Origin of the sequence: Paraburkholderia sp. MM6662-R1 (assembly GCF_050436245.1) — a bacterium.
In the GTDB taxonomy this organism is placed as follows: Bacteria; Pseudomonadota; Gammaproteobacteria; order Burkholderiales; family Burkholderiaceae; genus Paraburkholderia; species Paraburkholderia tuberum.
Map to the genome: position 1 here is coordinate 1,072,026 of NZ_JBNDLV010000001.1, position 21,032 is coordinate 1,093,057.

The window sequence follows — 21,032 nt, forward strand, 5'->3', positions numbered from 1 at the left end:
TCCGCAGCCGGCCCTCTCCGGAACGCCGCGACGGACCGCAAAATAGCCCCAGGCAGCTTCGCTTAACGGAGAGCGACGCTGGACTATGGCGGCGCGACAGAAACCCACATAATCGATCAACGGTTTTCCGGCGCCGCTGTCAGCCCCTCCAACAGCGCCTTATGAAACGCCTGCGGGTCCTGCATCTGCGGCGCGTGACCGAGCCCCGCGAACTCGACCAGCGTCGCATGGGGAATCGCCTTCGCGGCCGCGCGGCCCAATTCGGGGTAATGGCCGAGCTTCGCGCGCACCTCGGGCGGCGAGGCGTCCTTGCCAATCGCGGTGGTGTCCTTCTGACCGATCAGCAGCAGCGTCGGCATGCTGAGATGGCCGAGCTCATAAAAAACCGGTTGCGTGTAAATCATGTCGTAGAGCAGCGCGGAATTCCACGCGACGATCTGCTTGCCCGGCCCACGATACATGCCCGCGAGCATCTGCACCCACGGTTCGTAGTCCGCGCGCCATTGCCCCGCGTAATAGGTCGCCTGTTCGTAGCGGCGGATGCCGTCGGCGGTGGTCTTCAGCTCCCGCTGATACCACTGGTCGACCGACAGCGACGGCACGCCCTTCGCCTTCCAGTCCTCGAGTCCGATCGGGTTCACGAGCACCAGTTGCTGCGTTTCGCGCGGATACATCAGCGCATAGCGGACGGCCAGCATGCCGCCCGTCGAATGGCCGACCACCGTCACCTCGCTGACGCCGAGCGAATCGAGCAGCGCATGCGTATTGCGCGCGAGTTGCTGGAAGCTGTACTGGTAATGCTCGGGCTTGCTCGATTTGCAAAAGCCGATCTGGTCCGGCGCGATCACGCGATAGCCGGCATCGCTCAGCCGGCGAATCGTCGCGTCCCACGTCGCCGAACAGAAATTCTTGCCGTGCAGCAACACCACGGTGCGGCCGTTCGCATGCGCGGGCTTCACGTCCATGTAGGCCATCTGCAAAGGCACGCCCTGCGAGGTGAATTCGAAGCGTTCGACCGACGCCGGGTAGCTGAAGCCCTGCAGTTCCGGACCGTAGGCCGGGCCGGAATCGTCGAGGGAAGACGCGGCCGCGGCGCTCGCGACGGCCGGGCTCGCCTCGCCGACCGGCACGCCCGCCTGCGTGGCGGACACCGCGACAGACGCCGCGCACAACATGGCGCAGGCGCAGACACTCGACAGGGCAAGCAGGAATGGGCGGTGAAGATTCATCGGGATGCTCTGCAAAAAACGCAATAGGGATGCACGAGGCAGGGAGCGCACAATTCTACGATGCGCCGCCGAACTCCGCCGCCAGTCGCGCACTGCGGACACGGCACACGGCCGCGGCGAGATGGCATGCATATTGCGCCTCCTGGGCTCAAGCATCGTCCGGACGCGACCTCGTGGCCAATGTGTTGCGCCGCACCGAAAAACGCGCCGTAACAGGCGATCGTTTGAGGATGATCCGCCACGCGGCCCTCGCAATAAACATTATTCGCTCGCGTCCAATCGGTGCTAGAACTGACTGACGGACCCGCGAAAACAGGCAGCGAAGAACGGCAATGCGGCACGACTGCCAGGCAGCCCGAATCATCAGCGCAGAGGAAGCGACCAGATCACCCCCGGGGGTATATCAATCAAGCAACCATCTTGCATGCGGTCGGAGCGAGTGCTGAAGGACTCACTCCGATCGACAGGAGACAAATATGAATACTCCGGCACGGCTGAACGACTTACAGCGCACTACCCTCGCGATCGTCCTCGCCGGCGGACGCGGTACCCGGCTCGGCCCGCTCACGAACAAGCGCGTGAAGCCGGCGGTGCACTTCGGCGGCAAATACCGGATCATCGACTTCGCGCTGTCCAATTGCCTGAATTCCGGCATCCGCCGCATCGCGGTGGTCACGCAGTACAAGGCCCATTCGCTGCTGCGGCATCTGCAGCGCGGCTGGAGCTTCCTGCGCGGCGAGATGGGCGAGTTCATCGACCTGTGGCCCGCGCAGCAGCGCGTCGAAGGCGCGCACTGGTATCGCGGCACCGCCGACGCGGTGTTCCAGAACCTCGACATCATCCGCTCGATCCGCCCGAAGTACGTAGTCGTGCTCGCGGGCGACCACATCTACAAGATGGACTACACGCGCATGATCGCCGATCACGCGGACAGCGGCGCCGACTGCACGGTCGGCTGCATCGAGGTGCCGCGCATGGAAGCGGTCGCGTTCGGCGTGATGGCCGTCGACGAAAATCGCCGCGTGACAGGCTTCGTCGAAAAACCGGCCGACCCGCCTGCGATACCCGGTCGCCCCGACACGGCGCTCGCGAGCATGGGCATCTACGTGTTCAGCGCCGACTACCTGTACACGCAGCTCGAAGAGAACATCGCCGCGATCGATACCGATCACGACTTCGGCAAGGACATCCTGCCGCGCGTCGTCACGCGGGGCGTGGCGATCGCGCATCCGTTCAGCATGTCGTGCGTGTCGTCGGACCCGAGCGTCGAGCCGTACTGGCGCGACGTCGGCACGATCGACGCGTATTGGGCCGCGAACCTCGACCTCGCCTCGACGATACCGACGCTCGACCTGTACGACGAGTCATGGCCGATCTGGACATACCAGGAACAGCTGCCGCCCGCGAAGTTCGTACGCGACATGAAGGGGCTGCAGGGCTCGGGCAACAATCTGATCGTCTGCGGCGGCTGCGTGATCTCGGGCTCGCAGATTTCGCGCTCGGTGCTGTCATCGAACGTGAAAGTGAGTTCGTTCTGTAATATCAATGAGGCAGTGTTATTGCCGCAGGTCACGGTCGGCGCGAGTTGCCGCCTGCAGAAGGTCGTGATCGACCGTGGCTGCACGATTCCGGAAGGCACGGTGATCGGCGAAGACCCGGCGCGCGACGCCGAGCGCTTCTATCGCACCGACGAAGGCGTCGTGCTGGTCACGCAGGAGGCGTTGCGCGAGCATCCGTAGTAGCGCGCCCACCGATGCCTGGCCGGCGGCCACGCGCCGCCGGCCAGGCATCGCCCGGCTTCGCCCGAACCACCGCTGACTATTTGCCGACCCCGAGCAACCCTGCCACCCCGACAGAGACCCGGCCTATGACGATTCGCGCCCTGCACGTCGCAAGCGAGCTGTATCCCCTCCTCAAAACGGGCGGTCTCGCCGACGTCGCGGGCGCGCTGCCGTCCGCGTTGATCGAGCGCGGCGCCGACGTGCGCGTGCTGCTGCCGGGCTTTCCGGCCGTGCTCGCCGGCCTGCGCGATCTGCAGCCGGTCGCGCAACTGGGCAGCCGCTTCGGCGCGCCGAACGTGACGCTCGAACGCGGCACGCTGCCCACCAACGGGCTCGCCGTCTACGTGATCCGCGCCGCGTCGCTGTACGATCGCCCCGGCAACCCGTATCTGAACGACGAACACGTGCCGTACGGCGACAACGCGCAGCGCTTCGCGCTGCTCGGCTGGGTCGCCGCGCAACTCGCGCAGCAAACGGACCCGACGTGGTCGCCGCAGATCGTCCACGCGCACGACTGGCACGCGGGGCTCGCGCCCGCCTACCTGAAGGCCGCCGAACGCGAGCACGGCCGCGCGCCCGCGCGCAGCGTGTTCACGATCCACAACCTCGCCTACCAGGGGATTTTTCCCGCGCATCAGTTCGGCCTGCTCGGCCTGCCGCACGATTTCTTCAACATGCACGGCGTCGAGTTTTATGGTCAGCTATCGTTCCTGAAGGCGGGGCTCTACTACGCCGAGCGCATCACGACCGTCAGCCCGACCTATGCGCGCGAAATCCAGACGCTCGCGCACGGCGGCGGGCTCGATGCACTGCTGCGCCATCGTGCGCACGATCTGAGCGGCATCCTGAACGGCGTCGACTACACGGTGTGGAATCCCGCCACCGATACGCTGCTCGCGACGCACTACAGCGCGTCGAGACTGGCGGGCAAGCTCGCCTGCAAGGAAGCGCTGCAAAAGCGCTTCGGCCTCGCGCAGAGAAGCGACGCGCTGCTGTTCGGCGTCGTCAGCCGGCTGACCGAGCAGAAAGGCCTCGATCTGCTGCTCGGCGCGGTGCCCGAGATCGTCAAGCGCGGCGGGCAACTGGTCGTGTTCGGCACCGGCGATCCGGCGCTCGAGAATGGCCTCAGGATGGTCGCGCAGGCGCATCCGGAATCGGTCGCGGTCGAGCTCGGCTTCGACGAAACCCTCGCGCATACGATCATCGCCGGCAGCGACGTGGTCGCGGTGCCGTCGCGCTTCGAGCCGTGCGGGCTCACCCAGCTCTATGCGCTCGCCTACGGGTCGCTGCCGCTCGTGCACTGCATCGGCGGTCTCGCGGATACGGTCGCCGACGCATCGCTCGAAAACCTCGCCGACGATTTCGCCACCGGCTTCGTGTTCGAACGCTTCGATCCGAAGGGACTCGCCTCGGCGATCCGCCGCGCGTTCGCGCTGTACGGACGCCGCACCGAATGGAAGGCCACGCAGCGGCGCGCGATGCGCCAGGACTTCGGCTGGGGCGCGTCGGCCGACCGCTATCTGGCCTTGTATCGCGAACTCGTCTGAAGCATCCGCCGCACGTTGAACTGTCAGCTTTCGTTAATCTTCACGCGCGTTTGATGGTTCGGCGCAACAGCACGGGGACGGATCAACTCGCGGCTGTCAAACTCCTGTATCGTTTGCTGGCTTGCCGGCTATGCAGTTCGTGGGTTTTTCCTGCACCATCTGTATCAGGCATGTCTGCCGCACGGCGCCCGGGCCATCGGCCCGCCCGCGCGAGCCTCCCCTTCCAGTGTTTTGTTGACCGCGCATGACCGGTTGCGCGAGCCTTACCATGACGAAAAACGTTCTGAGCATCCAGTCCCATGTCGTGTTCGGTCACGCCGGCAACAGCGCGGCCGTGTTTCCGATGTGCCGGCTCGGCGTCAACGTGTGGCCGCTCAACACCGTGCAGCTCTCGAATCACACGCAATACGGGCATTGGAGCGGCAGCGCGATCGACGCATCGCAAATGGAAGATCTCGTCGACAGCATCGGCGCGATCGGCATGCTGCCGCGCTGCGACGCAGTGGTCTCCGGCTATCTCGGCACGAAGGAACAGGCGCAGGCGGTGATTGACATCGTCAAGGCCGTGAAGGCGGCCAATCCCCGCGCCTGGTACTTTTGCGATCCGGTGATGGGCGCCACGGGCGGCTACAAGGTCGAGCCCGGCATCCAGGAATTCCTCGTGAAAGAAATGCCGCAAGTCGCCGACGGGATCGCGCCGAATCACATCGAATTGCAGCGCCTCGTCGGTCGCGAGATCGAGACGTTCGAGGAAGCCGTCACCGCGTGCCGCGAGCTGCTCGCGCGTGGGCCGAAGCTCGTGCTCGTCAAGCATCTGCTCGATCGCAACAGTCCCGCCGACCGCTTCAACATGCTCGTCGTCACCGAACGCGAAGCGTGGATGGGACAGCGTCCGCTCTATCCGTTCGCGCGCCAGCCGGTCGGCGTCGGCGATCTGACGAGCGCGGTCTTCGTCGCGCGCACGCTGCTCGGCGATTCGATCCGCTCGGCCTTCGAGCACACGCTCGCCGCGGTCAACGCGGTCGTCAAGGCGACCTGGCAGGCCGGACGCTATGAACTCGAACTGGTGGCGATGCAAAATGAAATCGCCCAGCCGCGCGAGTGGTTCGATGCGTGGGTCGCGGAAACGGCTTAGATAACTTAGACACGTCGCTCGTTGCCGAGCCCCCTCGCCAGCACCCTGCTGGCGGCCGTCCTATAATGCGTGCCGCGTGGACCAGGGCTTGCGCCCTCGCGCCATGGCATTTTCAGCATCCGGCATTCAGCAGACGAGGCATTCGATGGACGGTCATATCCGCAGCGAGCGGGAAGAATTTTTTGAGCAGTTGTGCATCAGCATCGACGCGGACGAAGCGCACGAACAGGAAGCGATCGAGTTCTTCGAGAACCAGTTCGACCAGCCCGACTTCGATCCCGCGCAATGGCTCGATATCGCGCTCTACTACTCGGCCGCCGTCGCGCGCGGCATCGTCGACATGGTGACGGCCGACGACAAGGCACGCAGCAACATCGCCGAAATCATCGCCGACAATCTCGACATCTCGTACGGCGAGGACGACTGCCAGCAGTTCGCCGAGACGATCGAATTCGCGCTGAACAACGGCGTGCCGGTCGATCTCGACGTGGTGCTCGACGGCTGCCAGCGCGCGATCGACGATCTCGACACGTGGGCCGACGAAGACACGAAGGCGCCGCTTTTGCGTCTGCGTGAAGAGCTGCTGCGCCAGCAAGGCGAGCGCTAGGCAACAGGCTCGAATCTCCTCCGACACCGCAACACCGCAACACCGGCCGGCGCGCTCGCGCCGGCTTCTTAAGCATATGCCGTAATCCGCAGCCCAGGCGGACCTTCGCACGGCAAGCCAGCTTGCATGCCTCACGCACGCTCCATGCGCACCACATGCACCACATGCACCTGTTGCCGCCTATGCCGAAATGCTCATCCAAAACGCCACGAATTGCCAAGACGACGGCAATTTGGCTTTCTATATTCGCCCCAGATTGACGTCGCGAACACGCTGCGAGGCTCAACGCCAGTGCGCGTATTCCAGCATTGTGAGCGGCGAGCGATCCTTCGTAGTCTTGCGATGCGCGAGGGCTTGCCTCGGCCTCACGTGTCGTACCGCTTCGCTGTCGTACCGCTTTCATAACAACCGTCGATGCAAGGAGAGACCATGAGTCTTCGCAACACGCTGAAACCGCTGGCCATGCTCGTGGGTGCGATGTTTGCCGTCGCGCCTGTTGCCAGTTTCGCCGACGACCTGCCGGTCAAGATCGGCTTTGCCGCGCCGCTGACGGGCGCCAATGCCGGCTACGGCAAGGATCTGGAAAACGGTGTGCGGCTCGCGATCGACGAAGCCAACGCGCAGAAGATCAAGATCGGCGACAAGGTCGCGCATTTCGAGATCGTCTCGCAGGACGACCAGGCCGACCCGCGCGTCGGCGTGCAGGCCGCGCAGAAGCTGGTCGACTCGGGCGTCGCGGTGGTCGTCGGCCACTTCAACTCGGGCACGACGATCCCGGCCTCGCAGGTCTACGAGCAGGCTGGCATTCCGGTGCTCGATCCCGCCGCGACGAATCCGATCATCACGGGCCGCGGCTTCGCGAACACCTTCATGGTGATTTCGACCGACGCGCAGAACGCCGGCAATGCGGGCGCCTATGCCGTCGACGTGACGAAGGCCAGGCGCATCGCGATCATCGACGATCGCACCGCGTTCGGCCAGGGCGAAGCCGACGAGTTCGAGAAAGCCGTGAAGGCGCACGGCGGCAACATCGTCGCGCGCGACTACACCGACAACCACGCGGTCGACTTCAGCACGCAGATCACCAAGTTCAAGGGCGCCAATGCGGACCTCGTGTTCTTCGCCGGCCTCGACAGCCAGGCGGCAGGCTTCGCGCGGCGCATGAAGCAGCTCGGCCTGAACGCACAGTTGGTCGGCGGCGGCGGCGTGATGGACGAGGACTTCATCAAGCTCGCGGGCGATGCGTCCGACGGCGCGATGGCTTGGGAATACGGCCGCCCGCTCGCGCAACTGCCGGGTGGCAAGGACTTCAACGCGAAGTTCAAGAAGCGCTTCGGCGCGGACGTGCTGTCGTATGCGCCGTTCGGCTACGACGGCGCGTGGGTCGCGATCAAGGCGATGCAGCAGGCCAAATCCGACTCGCCGAACGTGTACCGTCCGGCGCTCAAGTCGATCGACTACGACGGCGTGACCGGCAAGATCTCGTTCGACAGCACCGGCGCGTTGAAGAGCGGCGCGTCGACGCTGTATCAGGTGAAGAACGGCGCGTGGGTGCCGGTCGTGACGAAGAGCGGCACCTAAGCTCCACGTCCAGTAGATCGTCGCGGCCCTGCCCGGCGCGTGGCCGGCGCGGGGCGCGCTACTGCCGCGCGCTCGCCGCCCGGACGACCACCTCGGCATCGAGATCGCGTTCGATGCGCACGAGGGCGTCGCGAATCGCCGCGAATTCGTTTGGCGTACACATCTGATGGCCGAACGCGGCGCGCAGATGCCGGTTGACCTGCAACGTGCGCGTCGCCGGATCGAAGACGTAGTGCGACGCAAACGTCAGCAACGGGTCCTCGACCGTGCTGTCGGTCGGCAGGTCGGTCACGCGCACGAAGCGCGGCAAGCTCATTTCCAGCGTTTCATCGAACTCCCCGCCGATGCACGCCCACGGCTGCGTTCTGACGGGCTCCGCGAGCCACGCCTCGACCTGCGAGCCCATGCCGCCGGCGAGGCTCGTGAGCGCCCGCACGGCAGTCGTGCCGTCCGGCCAGATCAGATGCGGCACGCTGCCCTGCATCGACGTCGCGAACGGACCGCCGGTCACGGCGACGTCGTCGGTCTGCAATTGCGCGGAGCCGTGCAAGCCCGTTTGCAGCAGACGCCTGGCGGCAAGCTGCTGCGCGCCCTCGCGCGTCGCGCGGCGGAACGTGTTGCGTTCGAGCTCCGCGGTATAGCCCCGATCCTCGACGCGGTACGCATAATGTGCGGTGCCGTTTTCGTCGATGTCGATCTGCACGCGCGCCTTGCGTTCGCGCCGTTGAGTGGCCGGCGTGCGCGCGAGCACGCCGTCGTCGACGAGCAGCACCGGCCGGTCCATGACGCCGCCAGGCAGATAGCCGAACGCGGTGCCGCCCGCCGTCGTGTCCGCGAATTGCGCCAGCTCGGGAATCCAGATGATCGCGTGATTGATCGCGCTCGCGCCGTAGCCGGGGACCTCGGGCAACGTGTAGTACGGACCGAGATTGAGCAGCACCGGCTCGCTGCGAATGCCGGCGGCCGCGAGCAGCGCGCCGTATAGCGCGACGTGGTCCTTGCAGTCGCCATAGCGGTTGCGCAGGATGTCGGCCGCCTTGTGCGGAATCGCCGCCGTCTCGCCGAGAAAAAGCGCGACGTAGCGGATGTTCAGACGCATCCAGTCGTACAGCGCGCGGGCTTTGTCGCGGGGATCGGTAAGGCCGGCCGTCAGTTGCTTCGCGAGACCGATGATCGCGGGATCGTCGCGGGTCGCGTCGTTCTCGGCGGGACCGCGATAGCGCGCGGCGAAGCTCGCGAAGTCCGGCACCGTCGACACCATCAGCCGGTCGCCCCAGTTCGCGTAGCCGACCGCGCCCGCTTCGAGCCGCGCATAGGGGCCGTGCCGGTAGTCGAACTCGTAGCGCGTGCGGCCGTTCGCGGTGACGGGCGGCATCGCGACGTAGCCGCGCGCATCCGCATAGAGCGGTACGTCGGCGGGAAGATCGAAGATCAGACGCTGCTCGTCGACGGGCTCGAGCGACGGCTCGACCAGATAGGCGAAGGTGCCCGCTTGCAGCGGCTTCGCGCGGGTCTTGCGAAATTCCAGGTGCACGCGCGAGCCGATCGTGACGCCGGGGAAGATCACGGTGCGCAACACACCGTCCTCGAAGCTCGGCGCGCCGGACGAGCGGGGCTCCTGCACGTCGCGGATCGCCTCGGGACCGACCGCATGCGCGGTGCCGTCGGGGTCGATCGTTTCGGCGGCCAACTGTTGCACCTGCTCGATGTCCTTGTTGAACCACACGTAGCGTTGCGCGATCTCGTCGACGCCGCTGGCCGTGTCCGCGCGCATCAGCGTGTCGTCGTGTTCCTCGACGGAACCGTCTTTCTGGATCACGAACAAATGGACGTCGCGCTCGATCGTCGCAGGGGCGCGTTCGTTGGTGGAGGTGACGATTTCGCCGGCTGCCGCGCAAAGCGGCAAGGCAATGCCGCTCGCGGCGGATAGCGCGGCAAGCAACGCCGCGGCGCGCACGCCGCGCACGCGGCATGCGCGCCCGATCATCGCGATCGACGTGTGCGCCAACGTGACGACGACGTTCCCCAAGATCCACCTCGGCCAGGTTCGTGTCGTCGTTGTAGCACATCGCCGACCCGTGCGTTTCGGGCCGGGGTCGGCGTTGCCGCGTCGAGCTCGAGCGGCATTGGAGTCACAGGCGCTCCCGCGACGCAGCGGCCGGCGTCGATCGTCTTCACTCGCCGTCGTCGAGCTGGCTCAGCAGCGCCTGCAGTTTTTCCACGTGCCGCAGCAGCATGTGCCGGTGCTTGTCGATCTGTTCAAGCCGGCCCTCCAGGTCGGCTTGAATGCGGTCGTCGAGTTCGGCCGCGGCCATTACGTCCTCGACCTTCGCGCGCATCGATGCGAGCTCCACCGGCGCGTGCAGCAGATGCCGCTCGAAGCGCCGCACTTCCTGCGTCGCGAGATCGCGCACCTTGCGAAAATGCGCATGACGGCGGTGCGCTTCGACATCGAGCGTTTCTTCCTCGAGGCGTCGCGCGGGCGGCGGCTGCCCAAAAATCGGCTCGGGCCGCAACACCGTCTTCTTGCGCACCGGATGCGCGGTGCCCCGAAAGCGCGCGAGCGGCTGCTCGTTGTCGATCGCCTCGCGCGCATTCGGCGGGATCTCCTGACCGGTGTGCGGCACGTTCATCCAGCCGCCCGGCAAACCGGTGACGGCCTCGACGCCGCGCACGAATTCCTCGCTGAATTCGCGTTGGCCCGACAGCATCAGCTTCAGGTAGCTCGCGGAAAACGTCATCATGCGCGCGAGCCGGCTCGCGGCGCCGACCTCGCTGGTCAGCAACACCAGGTTCGCGCGCCAGACTGGCAGCAGCAATTCGTCGGAATCTTCCATCGCTGGGTCTTCCATCTTTTCGCCTGATGAATCGATGACCGCATCGCGCATGTCATCGTTTTGAAAGGGTCGTCGTCTCGCGGTGTCGCGTGCAATGCCGCTATGCCGCTTTGCGTGCGGGGGGGGCCCAGATGTCGAAGGTACACATTTGACACGGTACGCACCGGCCAATTCAGCGCAAAGCGCGTTAAAACAGGGCTTACGACACATCGCGTGTTGCATCGACACACGTATTTGCGCGCCGGTCCTATCCGCGGCCGCTTGATGTGGCATGCTTACACGCCGATGCGGCACGCGTCGTGCCGCATGGCTTGCTCCACAACACTGACTTAAGGGTTTCGTAATGAAGAAAATCGTTCTCGCCATCGCCGCAGCCGTTGCCACCCTGAGCGTGATCGTCCCCGCTCAGGCCGATGAGCATCACCACGAGTGCCATAAGGTGCGCGTGCATCATCATTGGGAAAAGCGCTGCCACTAATGGCGGTGAAACCGTGTCCGAGGGACGCGGTGCACATCAAAAAGCCCCGCTTTCGCGGGGCTTTTTTTCATGGCGCGCCGCGTCTTGAAACAGCCGGCGCACGATACGCTGTGCGCGCTCGACGCTCAAACCATTCCATATGAACGCGCCCGCACGCAATCACGGACACATGCTGTTACACCTTCGCGATACGCTGACCGATGCGGGCCGACGCGGACCGCGATGCCGCGCGTTCTTGCAGCAATCGTGATCCGCGTGGTGAGAAAGGAATACCAGCTTCAGGCGGATTTCACGCGAGCGAGCGCCGTCGTTACCAGCGCTTCGAGCAGCGGCGCGACCTTCGCGGCGAGGTCTTCATCGTATGCATAAGGCAGGCGCTCTTCCATGTACGTGATCTGCGACAGCTCGAGTTGCACCGCATGCACGCCCTGCTCGGGCTGCCCGTATTGCCGCGTGATATAGCCGCCCTTGAAGCGGCCATTCGCGATCGCCGTATAGCCGCCGTGGCGCCCGACCAGCGCGGCCAGCTCGTCAGCCAGGCCCGGCGCGGCGCTCGCACCGTTAGACGTGCCGAAGTTGAAATCCGGCAGACGTCCGTCGAAAAACCGCGGCACGCGCGAGCGGATCGAATGCGCTTCCCACAGCAGCACCTTGCCGTGCTTCGCCTTCAGCGCCGCGAGCTCGCCGGTCAGCGCGTCGTGATACGGCTTCCAGTAAGCGTCGCGACGGCGCGCGATTTCGGCGTCGCCGGGCAGATGGCCGTCGCGATAGAGCGGCTCCTTGTCGAACGTGTCGACCGGCAGCAGACCCGTAGTGTCCTGCCCCGGGTACAGGTTCGCGCCGTCGGGCGGACGGTTCAGGTCGACCACGTAGCGCGCGTAGGTCGGCGTCAGGATCGACGCGCCGAGGCGCTTCGCGAATGCGTACAGGCGATCGAGATGCCAGTCGCAATCGTCGGTGCGTTGCGCGACCGGAGTCATCGTCACGGCGATGTCGGCGGGGATTTGCGTGCCCAGATGCGGGATCGAGATCAGCAGCGGCAGGCTTCCCCGATGCAGCGAGAAAACCGGCGTGAGGTTCGAAGCAGTCATGTCAGTCCGGAATCAGTGGGATCGGAGAATCAGTTCGGCGGGTCATGGCCGTTATTTGAGCAGTTCCGCGAGCGCCGCGCGATAGCGCGCATAGGCACCCTCTTCGTCGCGATGCCGGCGATCGTCGACGACCTTGACGCCGCCCGCGTAGACGTCGCGGATCGGCGTATCGCCGCGCTCGCAGAATACGACACCTGACAGCCACGCCTCGCGCTCATGCCCAGCGATGCTCGTATGGTCGGCGTCGAGCACGAGCCAGTCCGCGCGACGGCCCGGCTGCAACGCGCCGACCGCGCGGCCGGCCGCACGCGCGCCGCCGTCGAGCGCGGCCGCGTACAGACGATCCGCGACATGCGGAGCTTGCGCCGACGCCAGCACGTTGCGCTGCCGGCGCATCAGACGCTGGCCGTATTCGAGCAGACGCAACTCGGCGCGCCAATCGACACCGACATGGCTATCCGAGCCGACGCCGATGCGGCCGTGCGCGTCGAGATAGTCTTGCGCGGGAAAAATGCCGTCGCCGAGATTGGCCTCGGTGGTCAGACACAAACCCGCGACCGCGCCGCTCTTCGCGAGCGCGAGCGTTTCGTTCGCATCGACGTGGGTCGCGTGCACGAGACACCAGCGGCTGTCCACATCGAAACGATCGAGCAGCCATTGCACCGGCCGCGTGCCTTCGGTTTCGAGGCACGCGTCGACCTCGGCGGTCTGTTCGGCGATATGGATGTGGACAGCCACGGTTGCGTCGATGCCGCCGAGCAACGTGCGCAGTGACGCCTCCGAAACCGCGCGCAGCGAATGCGGCGCCACGCCGTAACGCAGCGCCGCATGTTCGGGGCGCGCGGCGCGTAGCGTGCCGAGCAGATCGAGCAGGCTCTCAGGCGTATTGATGAAGCGCCGCTGATCGTCGCGCGGCGCGCGCGCGCCGAAGCCGCTGTACTGATACAGCACCGGCAGCATCGTGATGCCGATACCGCTCGCCGATGCCGCGTCCACCACGCGTTGCGCAAGCTCGGCCTGATTCGCGTAGCGCTGGCCGTCCTGCGCGTGGTGCACGTAGTGGAACTCGCACACCGACGTATAGCCCGCCTTCAGCATCTCGATGTAGAGCCACTGCGCGACGCTCGCGAGGCCTTCCGGCGTGATGCGCGCGGCAAAGCGATACATCAGGTCGCGCCACGACCAGAAGTTATCCGTCGCGTTGGCGCGATATTCGGTGAGCCCCGCCATCGCGCGCTGAAACGCGTGCGAGTGAAGATTCGGCATGCCTGGCATCAGCGGGCCCGCCGCCTTCGGCACCCCCGCCGGCGCCTCGGGTTGATCCGTCGTGACCGCGGTCAGCGTGCCGTGAGCGTCCCATTCGAGCAGCACGTTGCGGCGCCAGCCCTCAGGCAGATACGCGTCAGCGGCGAACAGCGATTGATTGGATTGCGTCATCTCTCAGGTTCTAGTTCAGGTCACACGCGACTCGCGCCGCGTATAGACGGTTTCGCCCGCGCGCACGACGCGCGCGCAGAGCGGCCGGCCAATCCAGTAAGCGAGCTCCGCCAGCGAATCGACCGACCACACCGCGAAGTCGGCCGCGCGACCGACCTGCAGCGCACCGTGCCGATCGCTCTTGCCGAGCGCGCGCGCAGCGTGCGTGGTGACGCCTTGCAGCACCTCGGGCACGGTCATGCGAAACAGCGTGCTCGCCATGTTCATCATCAGCAGTAACGAAGTCGCCGGTGAGGTGCCCGGGTTGCTGTCGGTCGAGATCGCGATCGGCACCTCGTAGCGCCGCAGCAGTTCGAGCGGCGGCAACTGGGTCTCGCGGATGAAGTAGTACGCGCCCGGCAGCAGCACCGCGACGGTGCCCGCTTCCTTCATCGCGGCGACGCCGGCTTCGTCGAGAAACTCCAGGTGATCCGCCGACAGCGCGCCATGCCGTGCCGCGAGCGCGGTGCCGCCGCCGTTCGACAACTGCTCGGCGTGCATCTTGACCGGCAGCTCGTAGCGCGCGGCCGCGTTGAACACGCGCTCGCTCTGTTCCAGCGAAAAACCGATGCGCTCGCAGAACACGTCGACCGCATCGACGAGGCCTTCGTCCGCGAGCGCGGGCAGCATCGTGTTGCAGACTTCGTCGATATACGCGTCCGCTCGGCCCGCGAATTCAGGCGGCAACGCGTGCGCGCCGAGAAACGTCGTATAGACCGTGACCGGATAGCGTTCGCCGAGTTGCCGCGCGACGCGCAGCATCTTGCGCTCGCTCGCGAGATCGAGGCCGTAGCCCGATTTGATTTCGATCACCGTCACGCCTTCGGCGAGCAGCGGTTCGAGCCGCGCGGCCGCTTGCGTGAACAGCGACGCTTCGTCCGCGGCGCGCGTCGCGCGCACCGTCGACACGATGCCGCCGCCCTGTCGCGCGATTGCTTCGTAGCTGACGCCCGCGAGCCGCTGCGCGAATTCGTCGGCGCGCTGGCCGCCGTACACGAGGTGCGTATGGCAATCGATCAGGCCCGGCGTCACCCATGCGCCGCGCAGATCTTCGCGCGGCCATGCGGCATAGCGCGTGGGTAAAGCGGCGAAAGCGCCGAGCCACGCGATACGGCCGCCGTCGACCGCAATCGCGGCATCGGCGAGCGTGTGGCGAGGATCGCCCTGCGGGCACAAATTCAGGTGATGCCAGACGGTTTGCTTCATCGCGTGCTCTTTGCCGCTCGTTGCGTGTCTGTGGATGGGGTGTCCGCGATGGAGCGCATGTGAGGCCCTATCACGGTTGATTCGTCATCGCGTGTAGCGGATCGTGATCGCGAGCACCGCGCCGTCGCCCGTCAGCGTGCAAGCGAGCGCGTTCGGCCCGTCGACGCGCAGCGTGTCGCCGGTGTCGAGCCGCACGGCTTGCGCGTGGTCCGCCGCCAGTCCGACCGTGACCGCGCCGCCCGCGCAAAACAGCAGCGCCACGTCGCCATCGAGCACGCGCGGCGCATCCTGCCGCGTGCCAGTGCGCCACACGTCCAATTCGCCCTGCGCCACGTCGCGCCGCACCATCAGGTTGAAGTCGCGCGTCGCGCCGTCGACGAGCCGCGCGTCGATGCGCGTCGCGCCATCGAAGCGCGCGATGTCGAGCGGCTGCCGCAACACATGCGTCGAGGCGACGCCCGCGTCGCCCGGCTCATCGAGCAGCATGCCCGCGCCAGCCAGCAACACCAGCGTCCGGTCGACGCCGTCGAAGCGCGAGAACGGTCCCGCCTGCGCGACATCGGCGACGCTCACGCGCCACACGAAGTCGGCGCTCGCCGCACCCTGCCCGCCGCCTGGCGACGGAAACGCCGCGACCTCACGCGTGATGCCGCCGCCGTTTTTCCACGGCGTCGCCACGAGGTCGGCGCCGCGAATCAGCGTGACGCCTGCCATGCCGCCCGCGTGGTTGGCCATGGTCACGATCAGCGGCCCAGCATCGGCAGATTGAGACCGGCCTCGCGCGCCGTCTGCTGCGCGAGTTCATAGCCCGCATCCGCGTGACGCATCACGCCGGTGGCCGGATCGTTCAACAGCACGCGGCCGAGGCGCTGGTGCGCGGCTTGCGTGCCGTCCGCGACGATCACGACGCCCGCGTGCTGCGAGAAGCCCATGCCGACGCCGCCGCCGTGATGCAACGACACCCACGACGCACCGCCCGCCGTGTTCAGCAGCGCGTTCAGCAACGGCCAGTCGCTGACCGCGTCCGAGCCGTCCTTCATCGATTCGGTTTCGCGGTTCGGGCTCGCGACCGAACCGGTATCGAGGTGATCGCGGCCGATCACGATCGGCGCCTTCAGCTCGCCGTTCCTGACCATTTCGTTGAACGCCTGGCCGAGACGATAGCGATCCTTCACGCCGACCCAGCAGATCCGCGCCGGCAGACCCTGGAACGCGATACGCTCGCGCGCCATGTCGAGCCAGTTGTGCAGATGCGGATCGTCGGGGATCAGTTCCTTCACCTTCGCATCGGTCTTGTAGATGTCCTCGGGATCGCCCGACAGCGCGACCCAGCGGAACGGGCCCTTGCCTTCGCAGAACAGCGGCCGGATATACGCCGGCACGAAGCCAGGGAAATCGAACGCGTTTTCCACGCCCATTTCGAGCGCCATCTGGCGAATGTTGTTGCCGTAGTCGAGCGTTGCCGCGCCGCGTTCCTGCAGCGTCAGCATCGCCTGCACCTGGCTGGCCATCGACTGCTTGGCCGGCGTGACGATGCTTTCCGGCGCGGTCTTCATGCGCTCGCGCCAGTCTCCGACCGTCCAGCCCTGCGGCAGGTAGCCGTGAATCGGATCGTGCGCGCTCGTCTGGTCGGTCACGCAGTCCGGCGTGATGCCGCGCGCGACGCACTCGGCGAACACGTCGGCGGCATTGCCGAGCAGGCCAACCGAGATCGGCTTGCCGGCGCGCTTCGCTTCGTCGAGCATCGCGAGCGCCTCGTCGAGCGTCTTCGCCTTCTTGTCGACGTAGCGCGTCTTCAGACGGAAGTCGATGCGCGTCTCGTCGCATTCGACCGCGATCATCGAGAAGCCCGCCATCGTCGCCGCGAGCGGCTGCGCGCCGCCCATGCCGCCGAGACCGCCGGTCAGAATCCAGCGGCCCTTCGGGTCACCGTTGAAGTGCTGGTTCGCGACCGCGAAGAAGGTCTCGTAGGTGCCCTGCACGATGCCCTGGCTGCCGATGTAGATCCAGCTGCCCGCGGTCATCTGGCCGTACATCATCAGGCCCTTGCGGTCGAGTTCGTGAAAGTGTTCCCACGTCGCCCAGTGCGGCACGAGGTTCGAGTTCGCGAGCAGCACGCGCGGTGCGTCCGCATGGGTGCGGAACACGCCGACCGGCTTGCCCGACTGAATCAGCAGCGTTTCGTCTTCGTTCAGGTCCTTCAGCGACGCGAGGATCTGATCGAAGCAATCCCAGTTGCGCGCGGCGCGGCCAATGCCGCCGTACACGACGAGCGCGTGCGGGTGCTCGGCGACTTCGGGGTCCAGATTATTCTGGATCATCCGGTACGCGGCTTCCGCGATCCAGGTCTTGCAGGTCTTTTCCGCGCCGTGCGGTGCGCGGATCGTGCGAGTCGGATCGAGACGCGGATCGACGTGTTTCGGATTGTTCATGGTGTCCCTAATCATGCGTGAAGAGGTTCAATAAAGATTCGGCGAAGACGAAAAAGCGAATTCAGAAATGCCCGGTGAAGCGGTAACGGGTGCCCGGATGCCACAGATTCGCGATCGAGGCGACCTCGCCTTGCGACCACGTGCGCCGGTGCAGCACCAGACACGGTTCGCGTTCACTCATGTTCAACAGCTCGCGCGTGATCTCGTCGGCGGCGAGCGCCTCGATGCGGTACTCGACGCGCTGCAGCGGCGCGACGCGCACGAGGTACTGGTTGGGCGTGGTGTTCGTGAAGTCCTGCAGCGCGTATTCGGGTGCGACGGCCGGATTGACCCAGCGTTCCTCGAGCTGCACCGGCTCCTCGTTTTCGAAATGCAGCAGGCGCGAATGAAACACGGGGCTGCCCGCGCTCACCTGCATCTCTTCGGCGAGCGCCGCATCGGCGATGCTGGCGCCGATGTTCAGCACCCTCGCCTGATAGCGATGACCGCGCGCAACGATTTCGTCGGAGATGCTGCGGATCGCCACCAGGGTCGACTCGTACTTGGGACGGGCGACGAAAGTGCCCGAGCCTTGTACACGTGTCAGCACCTGCTCCGAGGTCAACTCGCGCAACGCGCGGTTGACCGTCATGCGTGCGACGCTGAATTCGCGCGCAAGCTCGTTTTCGGAGGGCACCTGGTCGCCTTCGGCCCACTCGCCCGCATGAATGCGCGCGAGGATGAAGTCCTTGATGCCCTGATAAGCGGGTGCGTTCATGGGTGTGATCCGCGCTCTCGACGACTCATTGTTCCGACGCGAACGAGAACGGGCTCAGCTTCGCGACCGCGCCGGCCTGCACGAGCTTCGTGACCGCCGCGATATCCGGCGCGAAGTAATGATCGAGCTCGTAGTGCGCGACGTCCTTGCGCACGAGGTCCATGACCTTCTGCAGGCTCGGGCTGGTCTTGTGCGGCGCGCGCAGATCGACGCCCTGGGCGGCAGCGAGCAGTTCGATCGACAGGATGTTCGCGGTGTTGTCGGCGATATCGCCGAGCTTGCGCGCGGCGAACGTCGCCATCGACACGTGGTCTTCCTGGTTCGCGGACGTAGGCAGCGAATCGACCGAAGCCGGATGCGCGAGCGTCTTGTTTTCCGACGCGAGCGCGGCGGCCGTCACATGCGCGATCATGAAGCCGGAGTTCACGCCGCCATCCTTGACGAGGAACGGCGGCAGGCCCGACAGCGTCGCGTCGATCAGCAGCGCGATGCGGCGTTCGGCGAGCGCGCCGATTTCCGCCACGGCGAGCGCCAGGTTGTCGGCCGCGAACGCGACCGGCTCGGCGTGGAAGTTGCCGCCCGACAGCACTTCGCCGGTGTCCGGGAAAATCAGCGGATTGTCGGAGACCGCGTTCGCTTCCATCAGCAGCGTTTCGGCGGCCTGACGCATCTGGTCGAGACACGCGCCCATCACCTGCGGCTGGCAGCGCAGGCTGTACGGGTCCTGCACCTTGTCGCAATCGGCGTGCGACACGTTGATCGCCGAACCTTGCAGCAGCGAGCGATAAGCCGCGGCCGCGTCGATCTGGCCTCGATGGCCGCGCAGTTCGTGGATGCGCGCGTCGAACGGCTTGACCGAGCCCATCGCCGCATCCACCGACAGCGCGCCGGCGACGAGCGCCGTGCGGTACAGGTCTTCGATCGCGAACATGTTGTACAGCGCGAGCGCGGTCGAAGCCTGGGTGCCGTTCAGCAGCGCGAGACCCTCCTTCGCCTGCAGCGTCAGCGGCTTCAGACCGACGAGCGCGAGGCCTTCGGTGGCCGGCATGCGCTCGCCCTTCGCGAACACTTCGCCGACGCCGAGCAGGGTCGCCGACATATGCGCGAGCGGCGCGAGGTCGCCCGATGCGCCGACCGAGCCCTTGACCGGGATCACCGGCAGCACGTCCGCGTTGAACAGCGCGATCAGCGCCTCCATCACTTCGCGGCGGATGCCCGAGTGGCCGCGGCCGAGGCTCGACAGCTTCAGCGCGATCAACAGACGCACGACCGGGCGCGACATCGGCTCGCCGACGCCGACCGCGTGCGACAGCACCAGATTGCGTTGCAGCAGTTCGAGCTGATCGCGCGGAATGTGCGTGCTGGCGAGGCGGCCGAAGCCGGTATTGATGCCATAAGCCGGCTCGCCCCTGGCGGTGATGTCGGCGACGGCCTGCGCGCACGCGTCGATGGCGGCGTGGCTTGCGGGATCGAGTTGCAGGGTGACCTGCTCACGCGCGATCTGGCGCAGTTGCGGGAGGCTCAGGTAGCCGGGCTTCAGAATCATGGTTGTCGTCCTGTCTATACAAGTTCAAATAAGTCTAGCCGGCGGGCCTTGTATATACAACTTGTTTTTCGAGATTTCGTGCCTGGGGATTTCCATTATTTGGCACGTGACTCGGCGGGAGCGCGGCGGGTTTGGCGGCAGGTCGTAGGCGGCGTGTGCTGGACGCATGGGTCGGCGTGGCCGCCGTGATTTAGCCCACAGTTGTATATACACCTTCGCGGCGCGGGTCGCCATCTGGCCAAAATTGGCGCGCTCTCGCTGGCGGCAAGCCGGACACGCCGGCTCCGCCGATATCTGGGTTATAGGACAGAAGGCTCTGCGACGCGGATCAGAGCTTGACCCGCGCCGCGATGAAATCCAGAAAGCACTGCACGCGCCCCGCGAGCGATGCGCTCTGGTAGTACACCGCATGCACCGGCTGCCGTTCATCGACGAGCAGGTTGCCGAGAATCGGCACGAGGCGGTTTTCGCGCACGTCGCCGGCGGTCATGAAGTCGGCCAGACAGGCGACGCCCCAGCCGGACAGCGCCAGTTGCCGCAAGGTTTCGCCGCTCGACGCGGTGATCGACGGTTCGATCTTCAGCAGCGCGGCTTCGTCGCGCTGCCCCTTGGCGCGCTTCGTTCCCCTGCCCCCTTCGCGCAACGGCCAGCGATTCAAATGCTCCGGCGCCGTAAAGCCGATCAGCCGATGCGCGTGCAGCGCGTCGAGCGTGGTCGGCTCGCCGTGCTCGGCCAGATACGCCGGGCTCGCGAGCACGCGCAGCCTGCTCTCGCCGAGCGCGCGCGCATGCAGCGTCGAATCCTGCAGCGCGCCGATGCGAATCGCGATGTCGACCTTCTGTTCGAGCAGATCGACGATCCGCTCGTTGCTGGTCAATTCGAGCCGGATCTCCGGATACAGCGCCGAAAACGCGGTCATATGCGGCGCCACGCAATGCAGCATGAACGGCGACGCCGCATCGACGCGCAAGCGCCCCGACGGCCGTTGCCGCCCGCGCGCGACCGACTCCTCGGCCTCTTCGAGCGCGTCGAGGATCGCGCGGGCGCGCCGCAGGAACGCGTCGCCTTCCTCGGTCAGATGCAGACGCCGCGTCGTGCGCCGCACGAGCGCGGTGTCGAGCTTCTGCTCGAGACGCGTGAGCGCGCGGCTCACGCCGGAGACGGTCTGCCCCAGCTTCTCGGCCGCCGCGGTAATCGAGCCGCTGTCGATCACGGTGACGAACACCAGCAATTCGTCGGTGGAGGTTTTCATTGTTGATTTCAGATCAAGATTGATTTGAGACTAACACGCTTTTTGCGAGAATCCGCGCGAGCGATACTGCGTGCCTG

General features: G+C 66.0%; 17 protein-coding genes. 6 read left to right on the forward strand and 11 right to left on the reverse strand.

Annotated elements, in window-relative coordinates; genetic code table 11:
- Nucleotides 1-116: 116 nt before the first annotated feature.
- Nucleotides 117-1,229: an alpha/beta fold hydrolase gene (locus OKW39_RS05060; protein ID WP_429562209.1), complete on the reverse strand. Its 1,113-nt coding sequence runs from the start codon at nt 1,227-1,229 to the stop codon at nt 117-119.
- A 476-nt stretch (nt 1,230-1,705) separates the two neighbouring features.
- Between OKW39_RS05060 and glgC the strand changes: the two genes are divergently transcribed.
- From glgC to OKW39_RS05085, 5 genes are all read left to right on the forward strand, one after another.
- On the forward strand, nt 1,706-2,968 hold the full coding sequence (glgC, locus tag OKW39_RS05065) for a glucose-1-phosphate adenylyltransferase (protein WP_090803975.1): 1,263 nt from the start codon (nt 1,706-1,708) through the stop codon (nt 2,966-2,968).
- A gap of 128 nt (nt 2,969-3,096) precedes the next feature.
- The gene (gene glgA, locus OKW39_RS05070) at nt 3,097-4,557 is read left to right on the forward strand and encodes a glycogen synthase GlgA (RefSeq protein ID WP_184032883.1); all 1,461 of its coding nucleotides are present in this window, start codon (nt 3,097-3,099) and stop codon (nt 4,555-4,557) included.
- A gap of 268 nt (nt 4,558-4,825) precedes the next feature.
- Complete coding sequence (pdxY, locus tag OKW39_RS05075) at nt 4,826-5,692, forward strand: pyridoxal kinase PdxY (protein WP_090803972.1); 867 nt, start codon at nt 4,826-4,828, stop codon at nt 5,690-5,692.
- Between the two features lie 145 nt (nt 5,693-5,837).
- Nucleotides 5,838-6,299: a hypothetical protein gene (locus OKW39_RS05080; RefSeq protein ID WP_429562210.1), complete on the forward strand. Its 462-nt coding sequence runs from the start codon at nt 5,838-5,840 to the stop codon at nt 6,297-6,299.
- A 429-nt stretch (nt 6,300-6,728) separates the two neighbouring features.
- Nucleotides 6,729-7,880: a branched-chain amino acid ABC transporter substrate-binding protein gene (locus OKW39_RS05085; RefSeq protein WP_090803969.1), complete on the forward strand. Its 1,152-nt coding sequence runs from the start codon at nt 6,729-6,731 to the stop codon at nt 7,878-7,880.
- A gap of 58 nt (nt 7,881-7,938) precedes the next feature.
- Here the strand turns inward: OKW39_RS05085 and OKW39_RS05090 are convergent, their stop codons facing one another.
- Both OKW39_RS05090 and OKW39_RS05095 read right to left on the reverse strand, forming a co-directional pair.
- A complete protein-coding gene (locus tag OKW39_RS05090) occupies nt 7,939-9,867 on the reverse strand; it encodes a DUF3857 domain-containing transglutaminase family protein (protein WP_429563457.1) in 1,929 nt (642 codons plus the stop codon).
- A 187-nt stretch (nt 9,868-10,054) separates the two neighbouring features.
- Nucleotides 10,055-10,717, reverse strand: coding sequence for a hypothetical protein (locus tag OKW39_RS05095; RefSeq protein WP_090805671.1), 663 nt, complete (start codon nt 10,715-10,717; stop codon nt 10,055-10,057).
- 343 nt (nt 10,718-11,060) lie between these two features.
- Between OKW39_RS05095 and OKW39_RS05100 the strand changes: the two genes are divergently transcribed.
- The gene (locus tag OKW39_RS05100; RefSeq protein WP_279613323.1) at nt 11,061-11,195 is read left to right on the forward strand and encodes a hypothetical protein; all 135 of its coding nucleotides are present in this window, start codon (nt 11,061-11,063) and stop codon (nt 11,193-11,195) included.
- Nucleotides 11,196-11,473: 278 nt separating this feature from the next.
- On the opposite strand, the gene hutG is transcribed toward OKW39_RS05100, so the two are convergent.
- The 8 genes from hutG to OKW39_RS05140 form a co-directional block, all read right to left on the reverse strand.
- Nucleotides 11,474-12,286: an N-formylglutamate deformylase gene (hutG, locus tag OKW39_RS05105; RefSeq protein ID WP_429562211.1), complete on the reverse strand. Its 813-nt coding sequence runs from the start codon at nt 12,284-12,286 to the stop codon at nt 11,474-11,476.
- A gap of 51 nt (nt 12,287-12,337) precedes the next feature.
- The gene (locus OKW39_RS05110) at nt 12,338-13,723 is read right to left on the reverse strand and encodes a formimidoylglutamate deiminase (protein WP_429562212.1); all 1,386 of its coding nucleotides are present in this window, start codon (nt 13,721-13,723) and stop codon (nt 12,338-12,340) included.
- Between the two features lie 15 nt (nt 13,724-13,738).
- Nucleotides 13,739-14,968, reverse strand: coding sequence for an imidazolonepropionase (gene hutI / locus OKW39_RS05115; RefSeq protein WP_429562213.1), 1,230 nt, complete (start codon nt 14,966-14,968; stop codon nt 13,739-13,741).
- A gap of 84 nt (nt 14,969-15,052) precedes the next feature.
- Nucleotides 15,053-15,703 carry a HutD/Ves family protein gene (locus OKW39_RS05120; protein ID WP_429562214.1) on the reverse strand — a complete coding sequence of 217 codons (651 nt, stop codon included), beginning with the start codon at nt 15,701-15,703 and terminating at the stop codon, nt 15,053-15,055.
- Nucleotides 15,704-15,711: 8 nt separating this feature from the next.
- Entirely contained in the window at nt 15,712-17,400 is a 1,689-nt protein-coding gene (gene hutU, locus OKW39_RS05125; protein ID WP_429562215.1) for a urocanate hydratase, read from the reverse strand.
- A 61-nt stretch (nt 17,401-17,461) separates the two neighbouring features.
- Complete coding sequence (gene hutC / locus OKW39_RS05130; protein WP_090803957.1) at nt 17,462-18,157, reverse strand: histidine utilization repressor; 696 nt, start codon at nt 18,155-18,157, stop codon at nt 17,462-17,464.
- Nucleotides 18,158-18,182: 25 nt separating this feature from the next.
- Complete coding sequence (gene hutH, locus OKW39_RS05135) at nt 18,183-19,703, reverse strand: histidine ammonia-lyase (protein WP_184062092.1); 1,521 nt, start codon at nt 19,701-19,703, stop codon at nt 18,183-18,185.
- A gap of 328 nt (nt 19,704-20,031) precedes the next feature.
- Nucleotides 20,032-20,955 (reverse strand): LysR family transcriptional regulator, encoded by a 924-nt coding sequence (locus tag OKW39_RS05140; RefSeq protein WP_090803954.1) that lies wholly within the window; start codon nt 20,953-20,955, stop codon nt 20,032-20,034.
- Nucleotides 20,956-21,032 lie beyond the last annotated feature (77 nt).